Raw genomic sequence first — 15,631 nt, forward strand, 5'->3', positions numbered from 1 at the left:
GGGGGCTGGGTGGGGCCCTCCGACCGTGGGCCCGACCCTGCGGGTCCGAGGTCCGGGCGCGCCGCGGACCGGGCCGCGCGGTCAGGCGTGGTGGTGCTCGACGTCGTCGCGGTGCAGGAGGTCCTCGCGGACGACGCGGCGCAGGACCTTGCCGATCTGGGAGCGCGGGAGCTCCGGCACGACGGCGAGCGTGCGGGGCAGGGCGTAGCGGGCCAGGCGCCGCTCGCCCCACTCGCGCACGGCGGCGAGGTCGACGCGCGGGGGCGAGCCGGCGTCGTCCGCGTCGTCGAGGACGACGACGGCCGCGACGTGCTCGTCGGACCCGCTGCCGGGGACGCCCACGACGGCGACGTCCCGCACGCCGGGCATCCCGCGCAGGTGGTCCTCGACCTGGGAGGGGTACACCTTGAACCCGCCGGTGACGATCATCTCCTTGATGCGGTCGACGAGCGTGACGAGCCCGGCGTCGGGGCCGTCGAGCGCGACCCGGACGACGTCGCCGGTGCGCAGCCAGCCGCCGTCGAGGAGCTGGTGCGCGGTCTCCTCGGGGCGGTTCCAGTAGCCGCGGAACACCTGCGGGCCGCGCACGAGCAGCTCGCCGCGCACGGTGCGCGGCGCGGCCGGGTCGTCGGTGGGCTCGGGGTCGGCGTCGCGCAGGTTCCCGGCGTCGAGAGCGTCGGCGTCGACGACGCGGATCTCCGTGCTGGGGAAGGGCAGGCCGAGGGTCCCGGGCCGACGGTCGTCGGAGCAGGGGTTGCCGAGCGAGATCGGGGACGTCTCGGTCATGCCGTAGCCCTCGATGAGCAGACCGCCCGTTGCGTCCTCCCAGCGGCGTGCGGTCTCGGCGGTGATGGGCATCGCGCCCGCGAACGCGAGGCGGATCGAGGTGAGGTCGGAGCCCGGCCCGGGCGCGTCCGCGGCGGCGGTGACGATGCGGTCGAACATGGGCGCGACGCCGGGCAGGAACGTCGCGGGCCGCCGCGCCTGCGCGGCGACGAACGCCTGGGGGTCGAACTTGGGGAACGCGACGAGCGTCGCGCCGATGCGCGCGGGCAGGGTGAGGCAGAACGTCAGCCCGAACGCGTGGAAGAAGGGCAGCACGCCGTAGACGGTCTCGGCACCTTCCTCGAACGTGGCCCACGCCTGGCCCTGCACGACGTTCGCGACGAGGTTGCGGTGCGTGAGCACCGCGCCCTTGGGCGTGCCCGTGGTGCCGCCCGTGTACTGGAGGAGCGCGACGTCGTCGGCGCCCGGGTGGGGGAGCGACGGCGGGAGCGCCCGCGCGCGGCGGACGAGGTCGTGCCAGTCGGGGACGCCCGCGGGGACGGGGCCGCGCAGCGCGTCGCGCTGGGCGCGCGCCCGCGCGACGGGCAGGCGCAGCGCGAGGCGGCTGCCGCGCGGGAGGTCGCGCGCGATGTCGAGCCCGACGACGGTGCGCAGGCCGGGCGCGTGCGAGCGGGCCTCGAGCACGGCCGGGACGGTCTTGGTCCACACGACGGCGACGCTCGCCCCGGAGTCGGCGAGCTGGTGGGCGAGCTCGTCGGCGGTGTACGTGGGGTTGTGCTCGACGACGACGGCGCCGAGGCGCTGGACGGCGTAGAACGCGACGACGTGCGACGTGCCGTTGGGGAGCACGAGCGCGACGCGGTCGCCACGGCGCACGCCGAGGTCGTGCAGGGCGCTCGCGGCGCGCTCGACCTGCGCGACGAGCCGGGCGTACGTGGTGGTCGCGCCGAAGAAGTCGACCGCGACGCGGTCCGGCCAGCGCTCGGCCGCGCGGTAGAGGGCGGCCGTGACCGGCTCGTCGGGCACCGCGACGTCCGTCGGGACGCCGGGAGCGTAGCGGGCGGTCCACGGCCTCGTCGCCAGAGTGTTCACTACGCCACCGTAACCTACGGTTGCGTAGGTTGTGTGCGGCGTCGGTGTGGTCATCGGTCCTTTGCGTAGGCGAACAGGTCCTTCTCGCGCGTCGTGGCCAGGGCGACGGCGACGCCTGCCACGCCACCCGCCAGCACGGACAGGGCCACGCGCGCACCGAGGACCGCGCCGACCAGCAGGTCGCCGTCCCGGCCGAACCAGGCGAGGGAGAGCGCCATCCCGACCGCTACCGCCGGAGCGGTCCACAGGACCGCCTCGAGCGACACGATCGTCCACAGGTCACGCCGTCGCATCCCGTCGTGGAGGGCCGTGGCGAGCTCCACCCGGCGAGCCCGTACGGCGACGAAGGCCACGACGGCAGCGATCAGCCCGACGAGGAGCCCTCCGAACCGGGTGACGCGATCGTGGAACAGCCCCGCGCCGTCGAGCCCGGAACCCAGCGTGGAGTTGAGCTGCTGCACCTGGGGGACGTCGTCGGCGTCGCCGCCCGGCCGGAGCACGGTGAAGAGGAGGGGGTTCAGCTCCGTGGTCATCGGCCACGCCTCGACCCAGCACTCGTCGAAGGGTGCGCGGTACCCGGTGACGCTCACCGCGAGATAGCCGTACCCGTCCCTCCGGCCGTCGCGAGGGTAGGCGTAGGTGCCCGCGAGGCGAGTCGTCCCGGTCGTCGCGGAGAGTCGGTCGCCGAGCTCGAGGCCGAGCGTCGCGACGGCGTCGTCGGTCAGGATCAGGCCCGGCCCACCGTCGGTCGTGGCGCCGACGACGGCCGGGAACCCTGGACTCGCGTCCGCGGCGGGCATGGGGGCACCGGGAAGGGCGACGGCGGCGACGGACTCGTCCGGTCGGACGGTGAGCGCACCCGCGGTGTGTACCCCGGGCAGATCGCGCAACGACTCGCACCGCGCGCCGTCGACCCGGCCCGGTGCTGAGATCGTGAGGACCGACCCACCCGCCGCCCGGAAGTCCGCAGCCTGCTGTTCGAGCGTCGCTGCGGTCGAGATCTCGGCGACCGTCGCGGTCACCACCAGGCCGATCAGCACCAGCGCCAGCGTGACGCAGCGTGCGGTGCCTGTGGAAGCGTTGCGCCACGCCTCGCGCAGGATCGAGCGCAGCCTCATGCGGCGGGGTCCAGCGTCAGGTCGACGTGGTCCGAGCAGGAGTCGCGGGTCGCGGCGTCGTGGGTCGCGACGACGATGATCGTCGCGGGCGAGCGCAGCGCACCGAGGGACGCGTTGACGGTGCGGGCGGTCGGCAGGTCGAGCTGCGCGGTCGGCTCGTCCACGAGCAGGAGCCCCGGTTCGGACGCGATGGCCCGCGCCAGCATCAGGCGCTGCGCCTCCCCGCCCGAGAGGCGGCGGAACTGCTGCTGCGCGATGCCGTCGAGCCCGAACCTGCTCAGGAGGTCGGTGGCTCGTCGCTCCGCCTCCCGGGGGTGCAGCCCTCGGACGAGCAGCGGGAGCGCGACGTGGTCGAGCGCCGAGCGTCGCGGCGTCCCGTGCGGGTTCTGGAACACCCACCCGGTCCGCCCGATGCCGTCCCGCGCGACGGTGCCCTCGCGGGGCTCCTCCCACCCGGCGAGCAGGCCGAGCAGGGTGCTCTTGCCCGACCCCGACGGACCCGTGAGCGCGTAGGTGCGACCTGGCCGCAGATCGAGGTCGAGCCCGCGGAAGAGCCAGGGGCGCCCGGGGAAGTGGTGCCCGAGGCCGCTCGCCGTCACGCGCACGCGGAGTCCGGTCGGGGCGACGTGTCGACGGCGGTCGGCGGGGTGCCGTCGAACAGGACGAACGTCTGCCCGAGCTCGGACCCGACGACCCGCAGCCTGTGGGGCACGGCGTCCGTGGTCACGCAGGTCGTCCCGTCAGGTGCCGTGATCACGGCGGACGGTGGGACGACCGACACGTCGACCGGTTCTGCCAACCGCAGCTGACCGACCGGCGCCTCGTCGCCTGTGCCTGCCTGCTGGAGCGAGGGCGCAGCGTCGAGCTGTGCGAGCAGTGCTGGGTCGGTGATCGGGTTCTGCGGCTCGACCGCGACGTCGATCCCGTCCACCCGGAGCGTGCGCGCCCCGGCGACGAGGTCGGACGGCGCGCCGTCGCGCAGCGCGACGCCTGCCAGCGTGCCGGGCGTCACGACGAGCTCCGCTCCGGCCTCGAGCTGGCTCCCTGTCGTGACCGAGCACTCCGCGACGGTGACCGAAGGTCCGGGGATCCAGAGGAGACGAGATCGCGGGACGGAGGTGAGGGCCGAGGGGTCGCCGAGGTCGTCGAAGAGTGCGTTGACTGCCCGCAGGGTCTTCGTGCCGAGCGTTCCAGTGGCCTCGACCGGGTGCCCCAGACGCGTCAGCTCCTCCTGCAGCGCCCGCACGTCGTTGCCCTCGGTGCCGACCGGAAGGTCCCGCCACAGCGGGAGCGTCGTCGCGAGCGCGACGACCGGTGCGTCGTCGAGCCAGAGCGGCGCGGTCCCGGACTCGATGGTCGAGCCGGGACGGCAGTCGAAGCGTGTGACCAGACCGCTACCGGGTGATGCCAGCCCCGACTCCTCGCCACGGGCGACGGCGAGCCGGACGGAGCGGACGTCGTCGAACGTCGCGGACCGGACCTCGAAGGTGGTGATGGGAGCGGGCGGTCGAAGGGCTGCGGGAACGGCCGGGGACGTCCACGCGGCACCGAGGACGACCCCCACGGCGACGAGCGTCAGTGCGCCGATCACCCACAGGCCCACCGTGGCCGGGCTGCGACCCTCACTCACCGGCCAGGCCGAGCGGGTCGCTCGAGCACGACGTCAGCGCCTCGCGGAGCTCGGTCGACAGGGCGGCGAGGTCGGAGAACCGCCCCTCCATGTCGGTGAGGTAGTCGTCTGCCGCGTAGCCCGCCGGTACGACCTCGCGACGGACCAGGCACTCCGCCATGATCGTCGGGACGTCGAGGTTGTCCGGGTTGGACGCCATGATGTCGTGCAGCGCCCCGACCGTGTCGGCGCCCGACTCACGCTCGCAGGTCTTCACGACCTCGTACGGGTCGCTCCCGTCCGGCAGGGGCGAGGCCTCGTACGACCCGTCGGGCTCGAAGCCGGAGAACGTCACGCCCTCCGCCTCGAGGCACGTGCGGAACTTCTCTTCCATCTCCGCGTACTCCGCGTCCGTGATCTCCTCGTCGGCGAGCGCCTGACGAGCGAAGTCGGACCCGGCGTCGGAGTAGAAGGCCGTGAACTCGGCGGCGTAGGGGCCGTCGAACGCGGGAACGTCGACGGCCGTCCCGTCGTCGACGCTCGACCCGACGGAACCCGGGGTGCCGCACGCGGCAAGGAGCGGGACGAGGGCGGCGAGAGCCGCCGCGGCGACGCGTCGCCGCGTCGACCTGCGAAGAGACATGATGCTCCGATCACTGCGGTCGTCGGGACGGGCGGGCCCGCGTGCTGCCGAGCGACGGCGTCCGGACGCTCGGCAGCACGTGAGTCGGACTACTTGACGTCGTAGTACGCCGCGACACCAGCGACGAGCGTGGCAGTGATGACCGCCTTCATGACCTTTCTCATCACATCCCCCAAGGTGCTGATCGGTCGAGGGAAGTCTCGCCTCAAATGTCGGGAGTATCACGTGTGTCCACTATTCAAGACGCGGAAGCGCCGAGCGAGTACTCCTCGCCGGGGAGCCGGACGGTCACGACGAGGCCGCCCTCGGGTCGCGCGGCGAGCGCGACGGAGCCGCCGTGGGCGTCCACCACGGCGCGGACGATCGACAGCCCGAGCCCGCTCCCGGCGCCGTCGCCGGTGCGCTCGCCGCCCAGCCGCCGGAAGGGCTCGAACAGGCCCGGGAGGTCGTCGGGCGCGACGGGCGGACCGGGGTTGGCGACCTCGAGCACGGCGTCGCCCGCGGCGTCCGACCGCGTGGTGACCCGCACCCAGCCGTCGTGGCGGAGGTTGTAGCGCTCGGCGTTCTCGACGAGGTTGCGCACGAGCTGCTCGAGGAGCAGCGGGTCGCCGGACGTCGGTGCCTCGTCGCACGACGCCTCGATCCGGACGCGGGGGTCCGGGGCCGGTGCGCCGGGCGGCGGGTCCAGCACGTGCTCGACGACGTCCGCGAGGTCGACGAACCGGCGGTCGGCGAGCCCGCGCTCGGACCGGGCGAGGAGCAGCAGTCCGTCCAGGAGCCGCTCCTGCCGCGCGGTGACCTCCAGCAGCGCCTGCCCGAGGCGGCGCAGGTCGTCCGACGCCCCGGGCCGCTCGGTCGCGACCTCGACGAGCGCGCGGTGCAGCGTGATCGGCGTGCGCAGCTCGTGGGAGGCGTTCGCGACGAAGCGCCGCTGGGCGTCGAACGCGTGGTCGAGCCGGGCGAGCATGCCGTCGAACGTGTCGGCGAGCTCGGTGACCTCGTCGCGCGGGCCGGCCAGACCGATGCGCTCGTGCATGCGGCGCGCCGCGTCGGGCGACTCGGCGATGCGGTGCGCCGTCGCGGTGATCGTCGACAGCGGACGCAGCATGCGACCGGCGAGCAGCCACGCCGCCCAGGCGGCGAGCGCGCCCACGGCGACGAGCGCGATCGCGCCCTGGGTCAGCACGGCGGCGAGCGCCTCGCCGCGTGCGGCACCGACGAGGCCCACGAGGACGTCGTACGTGATCTCCTGCCCCGGGGCGGTGGCGGACTGGCCGGGGGACGTGCAGCAGAACGACGCGCTGACGAGCGACGCCTCGCCGACGAGCCGCTGCCGCACGAGCGCCCAGGTGACCGCGAGCACGACCGCGCCCGCGACGACGAAGAGCGCGGCGTGGACGACGGTGAGCCGGGCGCGCAGCGTCAGGCGCGGACCTCTCGACCGGGGCGGCCTCACCGGATCCGGTACCCCACGCCGGCACCGGTCTCGATGATGCCGGGCTCGCCGAGCTTGCGGCGCAGCTTGAGGATCGTCACCCGCACGACGCCGGTGAGGGGGTCGATGTTCTCGTCCCATGCCTTCTCCAGCAGCCGTTCCGCCGAGACGAACGCGCCCTCCGCGAGCAGCAGCTCGACGAGGACGGCGAACTCCTTGCGCGACAGCGGCACGTAGCGGCCGTCGCGCACGACCTGGCGGTGGTGCAGGTCGACCCGGACGCCCGCGCGCGCGAGCACCGGGGGCGCGGCCGGCCGCGACCGGCGCCCGAGGGCCTGCACCCGCGCGCCGAGCTCGGCGAACGCGAACGGCTTGGCGAGGTAGTCGTCGGCACCCATCGCGAGGCCCGCGACCCGGTCGTCCACGCTCCCGGCCGCGGTGAGCATGAGGACCCGCGTCGTCATCGCCGACGTCGCGATGTGGCGGCACACGTCGTCGCCATGCACGACGGGCAGGTCGCGGTCGAGGACGACGAGGTCGTAGTCGTTGACGTCGACGTGCTCGAGCGCGCTCCCGCCGTCGCCCACGACGTCGACGGCGTGCGCCGCACCGCGGAGCCACTCCGCGACGGCGTCCGCGAGCAGGGGCTCGTCCTCGGCGACCAGGATGCGCATCCGCCCAGTGTGGCCCGTCGCGGGTTATCCCCGCGTTACCGGGGCCGGTCACGCCCGGGAAACGTGCCGTCGGGTGAGGTGGTGACCAGGAGGGCACGCCCGTCCTCCGACCCATCGCCGGAGGAGACCTTCATGACCAGGTCGAGGACGACCGCACGGACGACCACGCGGAGGACCGCACCGGTGCGCCGGGGGCGCGCGCCGGTCGTGCTGCTCCTCGCGCTGGCGCCGGCGCTGCTGGCCGGGGGCTGCGCGACGGGCACGTCGGGCGACGCGCCGTCCGTCGCGTCCCTCGATGACGGTGCGACCGGGACGCCGACGAGCACGCCCTCCGGGCCGCTGTTCGAGGGCGACCCGGCGGGCCTCAGCACGTGCATGGAGGAGCAGGGCGCGCCGATCCCGCCGCCCACGAGCTCGGCCGGCGAGTTCACGTACACCTACCCCGAGGGCGTCTCGACGGCGGAGGCCGACGCCGCGTTCGCGGCGTGCGCGCAGTTCCTCCCGGGCGGCGGCGCCCCGCCGGACGCGGACCCGGAGCACCTCGCCCGCCTGCGCGAGCTCGCGGCCTGCATGCGCGACCACGGCGTCGACGACTACCCCGACCCGAACCCGGAGGGCGTCATCGACATGCCGCCCGGGAGCAGCATCGACCCGTCGTCGCCCGAGTACACGGCCGCGTTCGAGGCGTGCGTGGAGGGCGCCGGGACGCCCGGGGAGGGCGAGGGATGAGCCGACGGCCGGATGGTCGCGCGAGCGCGTCGCGCCGCGCGGGGTGGGTGGTCCTCGGCGTCCTGACCGCGGCGGGCGTGGGGTTCGCGGCCGCGGCGGCGAACGGGTTCGGGTTCGAGCCGTCCGACGCGCCGTCGGTCGCGCCCGTGCCCGCGACGGCGGAGGTCGTGCGCCAGGACCTCGTGGCGACGACCGAGGAGCCGGGGGAGGTGGGCCTGGTCGGGCCCCGGACGCTCCGCGGCGACGGTGGCGTGGTCACGTGGCTCCCGGACGTGGGCGCGGTCGTCGAGCGCGGGCAGCAGCTCTACCGGGTCGACGAGGTGCCGACGGTCCTGCTGTACGGGGACCTGCCCGCGTACCGGACCCTCCAGGCGGGCGCGTCGGGTCCCGACGTGCGCCAGCTCGAGGAGAACCTCGCGGCCCTGGGCCGGACGGGGTTCGACGTCGACGACCGGTTCACGTCCGCGACGGCCGCGGCCGTGCGGGCGTGGCAGGCAGACCTGGGCGTGGCGCGGACGGGCGTCGTCGAACCGGGCGCCGTGCACTACGCGCCCCGCGCCGTGCAGGTCGCGGACCTGCTCGTGGAGGTCGGGGACGACGCTGCGGCGGACCTGGTCGTCGTCGCGGGACAGGACCGCGTGGTCACGGTCGACCTCGACCCGCGCGACGCCCGGTTCGCCGTCGCCGGCGCGGCGGTCACGGTGACGCTGCCCGACGGCGTGACGTTCCCCGCGACCGTCGAGGGCGTCGAGCCGGTCGTCGTCCCCGGGCCGCCGGGACCCGACGGCGCGGAGGGCACCTCCGTGCTGCGCGTCACGGTGACGCCCGACGACCCGGCGGTGCTCGCGGGGGACGCCGCCGCGCCCGTCGCGTCGACCGCGCGCGTCGCGTTCGCGGCGGACCGGCGCGACGACGTGCTCACGGTGCCGGTCGCCGCGCTCCTCGCGCTCGCCGAGGGCGGGTACGCGGTCGAGCGCGTCGACGACGGCGGGTCGTCGCTCGTCGCCGTCGAGACCGGGCTGTTCTCGGACGGCCGCGTCGAGGTGGCCGGGACCGGGCTCGCCGCGGGCGACCGGGTGGTGGTCCCGGGATGAGCGCCGTCGTCGAGCTCGATGCCGTGACCAAGGAGTACGACGGCGTCGTGGCGCTCCGGGAGGCGACCCTCGCCGTCGAGGAGGGTGACTTCGTCGCCGTCGTGGGCCCGTCGGGATCCGGCAAGTCGACCCTGCTGCAGATCGTCGGGACCCTCGACCGCCCGAGCGCGGGCACGGTCCGCGTCGACGGCCACGACGTCGCGCGGCTCTCCGACCGCGGGCTGTCCGCGCTGCGCGCGCGCCGCATCGGGTTCGTGTTCCAGCAGTTCCACCTCGCCGCCGGGGTGAGCGCGGTCGAGAACGTCGCCGACGGGATGCTCTACCAGGGCGTCGCCCCGGCGCGGCGGCGGCGCCTCGCCGTCGAGGCGCTGGAGCGGGTCGGGCTCGGCCACCGGCTCGCGCACCGGCCGCACGAGCTGTCGGGCGGCGAGCGCCAGCGCGTCGCGGTCGCGCGCGCCGTCGCGGGGTCGCCCGCGCTGCTGCTCGCCGACGAGCCCACCGGGAACCTCGACTCCGCGTCGGGCGGCGAGGTCATGTCCCTGCTCGCCGGGCTGCACCGCGACGGGACGACGGTCGTCGTCATCACGCACGACGCCGAGGTCGCGACGAGCGCGCGGCGGCGCGTCGCCCTGCGCGACGGGCAGGTGCACGCGTGAGCGGGCTCGCGCCGGCGCGGCTGCGCGCCGGCGACCTCCTGCGCGTGGGCGGGGCCGGGCTGCGGGCGCGGCCCGCGCGGGTCGTCCTCTCCGCGCTCGGCATCGCGATCGGGATCGCGGCGATGGTCGCGGTCGTGGGCATCTCCAGCTCGGGTCGGGCCGAGCTCGACCGGCAGCTCGACCGGCTCGGCACCGACCTGCTGCGCGTCGCGCCCGGCACCGACCTCTTCGGCGGCACCGCCGCCCTGCCCGACGAGGCCCCGGCCATGATCGCCCGCATCGGGCCGGTGACGGACGTGTCGTCCGTGGGCGCGGTCGACGCGGCGGTGTACCGCAGCGACCTCGTGCCCGAGGTCGAGACCGGCGGCATCGCGACCTACGCCGCGGACCTCGACCTGCCGCCCGCGCTCGGCGCGACGGTCGCGTCGGGGACCTGGCTGAACGCCGCGACCGCCCGGTACCCGGCGGTCGTCCTCGGCGCGACCACGGCCCGGCTCCTCGGGATCGGTCACGCCGACCCGGACGTGCAGGTGCTCGTCGGGGGTGAGCCGTTCACGGTCGTCGGGGTGCTCGACCCGGTGGTGCTCGCCCCGGAGATCGACTCGGCGGCGCTCGTGGGACGCCCCGTCGCGGCCGAGGTCCTCGGGTTCGACGGGCACCCGACCACCGTCTACACCCGCTCCGACGAGGCGTCGGTCGCGGACGTGCGCGCCGTGCTCGCGGCGACCGCGAACCCGGCGGCGCCGCACGAGGTCCGGGTGTCACGGCCGTCGGACGCGCTCGCCGCGCGGGCCGCCGCGGACGCGGCGTTCACCGGGCTCCTGCTGGGTCTCGGCGCCGTCGCGCTGCTCGTCGGCGGCGTCGGGGTCGCGAACACGATGGTGATCTCGGTCCTGGAGCGCCGCGGGGAGATCGGTCTGCGGCGGTCGCTCGGCGCGACGCGCGGGCACGTCCGCGCCCAGTTCCTCGCGGAGTCGCTGCTGCTCGCGCTCCTGGGCGGGACGGCGGGAGTCGTGCTGGGCGTCGTCGCGACCACCGCGTACGCGGCGCTGCGCGCGTGGCCGACCCACGTCCCGGCCTGGGCGTCGCTCGGCGGCCTCGCGGCGACCGTCGTCGTCGGCGTGGTCGCGGGCCTCTACCCGGCCGAGCGCGCGGCGCGGCTCTCGCCGACGGAGGCCCTGGCCGCCCGGTGAGCGTCAGCCGGCCAGGACGCGGTCGAGCGCCGCGCGGCCCGCGGGCCCCCAGTGGGGCTTGCCGCCGGGCAGGCCCTCGTCCCCGTTCTGCCCCATGAGCAGGAGGAAGAGGGCCTTGAGCGCCGCCAGCCCGCGGGCGCGCCGCGCGGTCGCGTCGTCGGCGCGCCCGTAGGCGTCGAAGAAGCGCGCGGCGGTGCCCGCGGGCAGCAGCACCCAGGCGGCGGCGAGGTCCCACGCGGGGTCGCCCGCGAACAGGTCGCCGAAGTCGACGACGCCCGCGAGCGTCCCGTCCGCGACGACGACGTTCGCGGGGTGCAGGTCCCCGTGCACCCACACGGGCGCTCCCTCCCACGCGGGGGCCGCGACGGCGTCGTCCCAGACGGACCGGACGGCGGCGGCGTCGTCGGGGGCGACGGCGCGCAGGAACCCCTCGAAGCCGTCCGTGGCGTCGCGGGGGTGGGCGCCCCGGTCCGTGGACGTCGGCGCGTCGGCGGGCGCCGCGACGTGCAGCGCGCGGAGGAACCCCGCCAGCGCGTCGGCGGCGTCCGCGCCCCGGGTGATCGTGCCGTAGTCCAGCGGCTCGCCGGGGACCCACGTCATCACGGTCCAGTGCCGGGGGAGACGCTCGGACGGCTCGCCGTGCCGCACCGGGGCGGGGACGGGGAGCGGGAGGCGCGGGGCGAGGACGGGCAGCCACCGCCGCTCCTTGAGCTGGGGCTCCGGCGTCGGGTCCATGCGCTGCACCCGGACGGCCAGGTCGTCGCCGAGCCGCCACATCTGGTTTCCCCACCCGCCCGCGACCTCGTGGAGCGGCAGCCCGGCGAGGTCGGGGTGCTGCTCCTCCAGTGCCGCGCGGACGAGGTCGGCGGTGATCGCGGTGTCTGAGGCGCTCATGCGCGCCCACGGTACCTCTGGGCGACACCGGTGCGATGGCACCTACGCGGTGACGTCGCCCTTCAGGGAGTCGCGGCCCGCGACGGAGTGCCGGTAGCCGTAGAAGGCGTAGATCACCAGGCCCACGACGACCCAGCCGAGGAAGCGGAGCCACGTGAGGGTCGTGAGGTTGGCCATGAGCCACAGGCACGCGACGCCGGACACGATCGGCAGCACGGGCGACCACGGCACCTTGAACGAGCGCTGCAGGTCGGGGCGCGAGCGGCGCAGGATCGGGATGCCGAAGCTCACGAGGACGAACGCCGAGAGCGTCCCGATGTTGATCATCTCCTCGAGCAGCTCCACCTGGGACAGCCCGGCGATGAGCGCGACGACGATCCCCACCCCCACCTGGAGGCGGATCGGCGTGTGGTACCGGTGCGAGGTCCGGGAGATGCCGCGGGGGAGCAGGCCGTCGCGGCTCATCGCGAAGACGACGCGCGTGAGCCCGAGGAGCAGCACCATGATCACCGTCGTCAGCCCGACGAGGATGCCCACGGAGATGACCCGCCCAGCCCAGTCGGCTCCCACGAGGATGAACGCCGTCGTCAGGGACGGCGCGTCGGACTCCGCGAGCTCGGTGTACGACACCATGCCGGTCACGACGAGCGTCACGAGGATGTACAGGACCGTGACGATCGCGAGGCCGCCGAGGATGCCGCGCGGGAGCGTGCGCTGCGGGTCCTTGGCCTCCTCGGCCGTGGTCGCGACGACGTCGAACCCGATGAACGCGAAGAACACGAGCGCCGCGCCCGCGAGCAGGCCCATGACGCCGTACGTGGTGGGCTCGAGCCCCGTGAGGAAGCCGACCAGCGGCTGCGCGAGCGCCGACTGCTCCGGCGCCGGCTGGGCGGGCGGCACGAACGGCGAGTAGTTCGACGCGTCGACGAAGAAGAACCCGACGACGATGACGAACAGCGTGATGCCCACCTTGATGACGGTGAACACGCTGTTGACGCGCGTGCTGAGCTTGGTGCCGATCGCGAGCAGCGTGGTGAACACGGCGACGATGAAGACCGGCCCCCACTCGAGGTCGACGGGACCGATCGGGATCGTCAGCGGCAGGTCGATGCCGAACAGCCCGAACGCGTCCCCCAGGTACACGCCCCAGAACTTCGCGATCACCGCCGACGCGAGCAGCATCTCGAGGATGAGGTCCCACCCGATGATCCACGCGACGAGCTCGCCCATGGTCGCGTAGGAGAACGTGTACGCCGACCCGGCGACGGGGATCGCGGACGCGAACTCGGCGTAGCACATGACGGCCAGGGCGCACACGATCGACGCGATGACGAACGAGACGATGACGCTGGGTCCCGCGTAGTTCGCGGCAGCCGTCGCGCCGACGGAGAAGATGCCCGCGCCGACCGCGACGGCGACCCCCAGGACCGCGAGGTCCCAGGACGTCAGGCTGCGCTTGAGCGAGCGTTCCGGGTCGTCGATCGCCGCGAGCGAGTCCTCGACGGACTTGCGACGGAACAGGCCGGTCCTCGTGGCCACGGGTGCGCCTCCCCGGCGTCGGTGACAGGTCCGTCCATTGAACCGGTCCCGCGCCCACGTCGCGCGGCGGGCGGTCCGGCGCCCTGTCCCGCGCCGACGGCGGTCAGGCCGGGTGCCAGCGTGCTCCCCAGCGCCGGGTCAGGCGGCCGCCCGACGTCGCGGCGTGGGCGCCCACACCGACCTCCACCGCGTCGGCGACCGTGTGCGCGGCGGCGTCCGTGTCCGCGAGGAAGCGGACGGTGACGCGGGCCTCGCCGCGCACGACGCCGACGTCGTACGCCTCGACCGTGGTCAGGTCGCGTGCCGCGGCCGCGGCGGCGGGCAGCACGGCCTCGGGGTCGGCGCCCGGGCGCAGCAGGCCCACGGCGAGGGTCACGCGGTACGACGGCACGGCTCAGCCGAGCTCCGGCAGCCCGGCCTCGTCGCACGGGTCGAGGTCGACCGGGCCGGACACGTCGAGTCGGACCACGTCGCCGTCGGCGGTGACGCGCACCGACCACCCCGCCGGGTCCGCGGCCTCGACGGAGGCGGACCCGCCGTGCTCCGCCTCGACGACGTCGGACGGCGCGCCGAAGCCGTGCGCGTCGAGCACCGGGGCGAGCGCGGCGGGGACGTCGGCGAGCAGGTCGTAGGCCTCGGCGTCCGCGCGCGTGGCGCTCGCGTCCGGGAGGAAGACGACGCAGCGGCCGTCGTCCTGCGCCGTCGCCGAGGCGCTGCCGTCGTCGGCCCAGCCGTCTGCGCCGTAGACGTCCTGGACGGCGGCGAGGACGTCCTGCCGGGTCTCCTCGTACCCCGTGACGGCGTCCGGCGCGGGCGGCGGCTCCGTCGGCTCGGCGTCGCCGCCGCACGCCGCGAGCGTGGCGAGGGCGCCCAGCGCGAGCACCGCCCCCACGGCCCGCGTCGTCGTGCCCCGGCGCCGTGTCCTGGCCTGCTCCGTCATGGTCCCCCTCGGTCGTCGCGTGCGTCGTCCGCGGGGGACGCTACCAGCGCGGACCGGCCCGAGGTCAGAAGTGCGGCCTGCGCGGGGATGGGGAGCGCGCCCCATGGACCGGCGTGGGCGGACGGCGGTACCGTCTCGGCGACCTGCGGGCGAGGGGGAGACATGAGCGGGATGTACGGGGCGGACGTCGCACAGCTGCGACAGCTCGGACAGCGGTTGTCCGAGGCCGCCGAGAGGTTGACGTCGCTGCGCGGCGAGCTCGACGCGCTGGTCACGTCCAGCCCCTGGGAGGGGCCGGACGGCGACGCGCTGCGCGGCGAGTGGTCCACGTCGCACGCACCGGCGGTCGCCGCGGTCGGTGCGGTCCTCGGCGAGGCGGCGACCGCCGTCGTGCGCCAGGCGGACCAGCAGGAGAGCGCGAGCACCGACGGCGCCGGCGGATCCGGTGGCGGTGGGTCCGGCGGGGGCGGCGGCGACCGCAGCACACCGGGCGAGGACGGCGACCGGCCGGGGGACCCGGGCCTCACCGACGCCCTCGGCGACTACGAGGACGTCCCGCCGATCGACCTCGACAACGAGGACTTCTCGCTCGACGACATCAACCAGGGCCAGGTCGGGGACTGCTGGTTCCTCGCCGGCCTGGGCGCCGTCGCGACGACGGACCCGGAGTTCCTGCGCGAGCACATCCGGCTCAACGACGACGGCACGTACACCGTGACGATGTACAAGGACGGCGAGCCGGTCGAGATCGTCGTGGAGGCGACCGTCCCGGAGAACGGCGTCGGCGGTCAGAACGGCGAGCCGAACTGGGTGTCGATCTACGAGAAGGCGGCGGCCGAGTACTTCGGCGGCGACTACCAGGACATCGACGGCGGGCACTCCGACGACGCGTTCGAGGCCATCACGGGCCGTCCGGCCGAGCGGTCGGGGGAGCTCAGCCTGTCCGACATCCAGGACCGGCTGAAGGACGGGCCCGTCGCGGTGGGCACCGAGGACGACGACGCGTTCTGGTGGTGGGAGGACGAGGTCGACGACAGCCGCATCGTGCCCAACCACGCGTACGTCGTCACCGAGGTCAAGGAGGTCGACGGCGAGATGAAGATCCACGTCGTCAACCCGTGGGGACCCGGCGGCGGCATGCTGGACGGCGAGCAGAAGGTCGGCGACCTCTGGCTCACCGAGCAGGAGTACAAGGAGAACTTCGACTCCGTCTACTCGGGAGGCTGACG

Annotated in this window: 16 protein-coding genes; 5 read left to right on the top strand and 11 right to left on the bottom strand. The window is 75.1% G+C overall.

Annotation, left to right across the window (positions count from 1 at the left end; genetic code table 11):
* Nucleotides 1–81: 81 nt before the first annotated feature.
* The 7 genes from ACFC2L_RS16050 to ACFC2L_RS16080 form a co-directional block, all read right to left on the bottom strand.
* Nucleotides 82–1,932 carry an AMP-binding protein gene (locus ACFC2L_RS16050; protein ID WP_375825299.1) on the bottom strand — a complete coding sequence of 617 codons (1,851 nt, stop codon included), beginning with the start codon at nt 1,930–1,932 and terminating at the stop codon, nt 82–84.
* Nucleotides 1,929–2,996: a hypothetical protein gene (locus ACFC2L_RS16055; RefSeq protein ID WP_375825300.1), complete on the bottom strand. Its 1,068-nt coding sequence runs from the start codon at nt 2,994–2,996 to the stop codon at nt 1,929–1,931. The genes ACFC2L_RS16050 and ACFC2L_RS16055 overlap by 4 nt, the downstream gene beginning before the upstream one ends.
* The gene (locus ACFC2L_RS16060; protein ID WP_255179749.1) at nt 2,993–3,595 is read right to left on the bottom strand and encodes an ATP-binding cassette domain-containing protein; all 603 of its coding nucleotides are present in this window, start codon (nt 3,593–3,595) and stop codon (nt 2,993–2,995) included. The genes ACFC2L_RS16055 and ACFC2L_RS16060 overlap by 4 nt, the downstream gene beginning before the upstream one ends.
* Nucleotides 3,592–4,587 carry a peptidoglycan-binding protein gene (locus tag ACFC2L_RS16065; RefSeq protein ID WP_375825301.1) on the bottom strand — a complete coding sequence of 332 codons (996 nt, stop codon included), beginning with the start codon at nt 4,585–4,587 and terminating at the stop codon, nt 3,592–3,594. The genes ACFC2L_RS16060 and ACFC2L_RS16065 overlap by 4 nt, the downstream gene beginning before the upstream one ends.
* A gap of 31 nt (nt 4,588–4,618) precedes the next feature.
* Nucleotides 4,619–5,248: a hypothetical protein gene (locus ACFC2L_RS16070; protein WP_375825302.1), complete on the bottom strand. Its 630-nt coding sequence runs from the start codon at nt 5,246–5,248 to the stop codon at nt 4,619–4,621.
* Nucleotides 5,249–5,486: 238 nt separating this feature from the next.
* The gene (locus tag ACFC2L_RS16075) at nt 5,487–6,704 is read right to left on the bottom strand and encodes a sensor histidine kinase (protein WP_375825303.1); all 1,218 of its coding nucleotides are present in this window, start codon (nt 6,702–6,704) and stop codon (nt 5,487–5,489) included.
* A complete protein-coding gene (locus ACFC2L_RS16080; RefSeq protein ID WP_375825304.1) occupies nt 6,701–7,357 on the bottom strand; it encodes a response regulator transcription factor in 657 nt (218 codons plus the stop codon). Before ACFC2L_RS16080 ends, ACFC2L_RS16075 begins: the two co-directional genes overlap by 4 nt.
* A gap of 132 nt (nt 7,358–7,489) precedes the next feature.
* Here ACFC2L_RS16080 and ACFC2L_RS16085 point away from each other — a divergent pair, with 132 nt between their 5' ends.
* The 4 genes from ACFC2L_RS16085 to ACFC2L_RS16100 are packed head-to-tail and all read left to right on the top strand — an operon-like array spanning nt 7,490 to nt 11,029.
* Nucleotides 7,490–8,086: a hypothetical protein gene (locus ACFC2L_RS16085; RefSeq protein ID WP_375825305.1), complete on the top strand. Its 597-nt coding sequence runs from the start codon at nt 7,490–7,492 to the stop codon at nt 8,084–8,086.
* Nucleotides 8,083–9,180: an efflux RND transporter periplasmic adaptor subunit gene (locus ACFC2L_RS16090; protein WP_375825306.1), complete on the top strand. Its 1,098-nt coding sequence runs from the start codon at nt 8,083–8,085 to the stop codon at nt 9,178–9,180. The genes ACFC2L_RS16085 and ACFC2L_RS16090 overlap by 4 nt, the downstream gene beginning before the upstream one ends.
* Entirely contained in the window at nt 9,177–9,836 is a 660-nt protein-coding gene (locus ACFC2L_RS16095) for an ABC transporter ATP-binding protein (RefSeq protein ID WP_375825307.1), read from the top strand. The genes ACFC2L_RS16090 and ACFC2L_RS16095 overlap by 4 nt, the downstream gene beginning before the upstream one ends.
* Nucleotides 9,833–11,029, top strand: a complete 1,197-nt coding sequence (locus tag ACFC2L_RS16100; protein WP_375825308.1) for an ABC transporter permease — start codon at nt 9,833–9,835, stop codon at nt 11,027–11,029. Before ACFC2L_RS16095 ends, ACFC2L_RS16100 begins: the two co-directional genes overlap by 4 nt.
* A gap of 3 nt (nt 11,030–11,032) precedes the next feature.
* Here the strand turns inward: ACFC2L_RS16100 and ACFC2L_RS16105 are convergent, their stop codons facing one another.
* From ACFC2L_RS16105 to ACFC2L_RS16120, 4 genes are all read right to left on the bottom strand, one after another.
* Nucleotides 11,033–11,923: an aminoglycoside phosphotransferase family protein gene (locus ACFC2L_RS16105; protein WP_375825309.1), complete on the bottom strand. Its 891-nt coding sequence runs from the start codon at nt 11,921–11,923 to the stop codon at nt 11,033–11,035.
* Nucleotides 11,924–11,965: 42 nt separating this feature from the next.
* Nucleotides 11,966–13,462 carry an amino acid permease gene (locus ACFC2L_RS16110; RefSeq protein WP_375825310.1) on the bottom strand — a complete coding sequence of 499 codons (1,497 nt, stop codon included), beginning with the start codon at nt 13,460–13,462 and terminating at the stop codon, nt 11,966–11,968.
* 103 nt (nt 13,463–13,565) lie between these two features.
* A complete protein-coding gene (locus ACFC2L_RS16115; RefSeq protein ID WP_375825311.1) occupies nt 13,566–13,853 on the bottom strand; it encodes a hypothetical protein in 288 nt (95 codons plus the stop codon).
* 3 nt (nt 13,854–13,856) lie between these two features.
* The gene (locus ACFC2L_RS16120; protein ID WP_375825312.1) at nt 13,857–14,402 is read right to left on the bottom strand and encodes a hypothetical protein; all 546 of its coding nucleotides are present in this window, start codon (nt 14,400–14,402) and stop codon (nt 13,857–13,859) included.
* 162 nt (nt 14,403–14,564) lie between these two features.
* Here ACFC2L_RS16120 and ACFC2L_RS16125 point away from each other — a divergent pair, with 162 nt between their 5' ends.
* The gene (locus ACFC2L_RS16125; protein WP_375825313.1) at nt 14,565–15,629 is read left to right on the top strand and encodes a C2 family cysteine protease; all 1,065 of its coding nucleotides are present in this window, start codon (nt 14,565–14,567) and stop codon (nt 15,627–15,629) included.
* The last annotated feature ends 2 nt before the right edge of the window (nt 15,630–15,631 follow it).

Origin of the sequence: Cellulosimicrobium sp. NPDC055967 (assembly GCF_042269845.1) — a bacterium.
Classification (GTDB): Bacteria; Actinomycetota; Actinomycetes; order Actinomycetales; family Cellulomonadaceae; genus Cellulosimicrobium.

Excerpts from the sequence above, each read along its gene's own strand:
- ACFC2L_RS16050 (WP_375825299.1), bottom strand. The coding sequence starts at position 1,932 with ATGACCACACCGACGCCGCACACAACCTACGCAACCGTAGGTTACGGT.
- ACFC2L_RS16055 (WP_375825300.1), bottom strand. The coding sequence starts at position 2,996 with ATGAGGCTGCGCTCGATCCTGCGCGAGGCGTGGCGCAACGCTTCCACA.
- ACFC2L_RS16070 (WP_375825302.1), bottom strand. The coding sequence starts at position 5,248 with ATGTCTCTTCGCAGGTCGACGCGGCGACGCGTCGCCGCGGCGGCTCTC.
- ACFC2L_RS16080 (WP_375825304.1), bottom strand. The coding sequence starts at position 7,357 with ATGCGCATCCTGGTCGCCGAGGACGAGCCCCTGCTCGCGGACGCCGTC.
- ACFC2L_RS16085 (WP_375825305.1), top strand. The coding sequence starts at position 7,490 with ATGACCAGGTCGAGGACGACCGCACGGACGACCACGCGGAGGACCGCA.
- ACFC2L_RS16090 (WP_375825306.1), top strand. The coding sequence starts at position 8,083 with ATGAGCCGACGGCCGGATGGTCGCGCGAGCGCGTCGCGCCGCGCGGGG.
- ACFC2L_RS16095 (WP_375825307.1), top strand. The coding sequence starts at position 9,177 with ATGAGCGCCGTCGTCGAGCTCGATGCCGTGACCAAGGAGTACGACGGC.
- ACFC2L_RS16105 (WP_375825309.1), bottom strand. The coding sequence starts at position 11,923 with ATGAGCGCCTCAGACACCGCGATCACCGCCGACCTCGTCCGCGCGGCA.
- ACFC2L_RS16120 (WP_375825312.1), bottom strand. The coding sequence starts at position 14,402 with ATGACGGAGCAGGCCAGGACACGGCGCCGGGGCACGACGACGCGGGCC.
- ACFC2L_RS16125 (WP_375825313.1), top strand. The coding sequence starts at position 14,565 with ATGAGCGGGATGTACGGGGCGGACGTCGCACAGCTGCGACAGCTCGGA.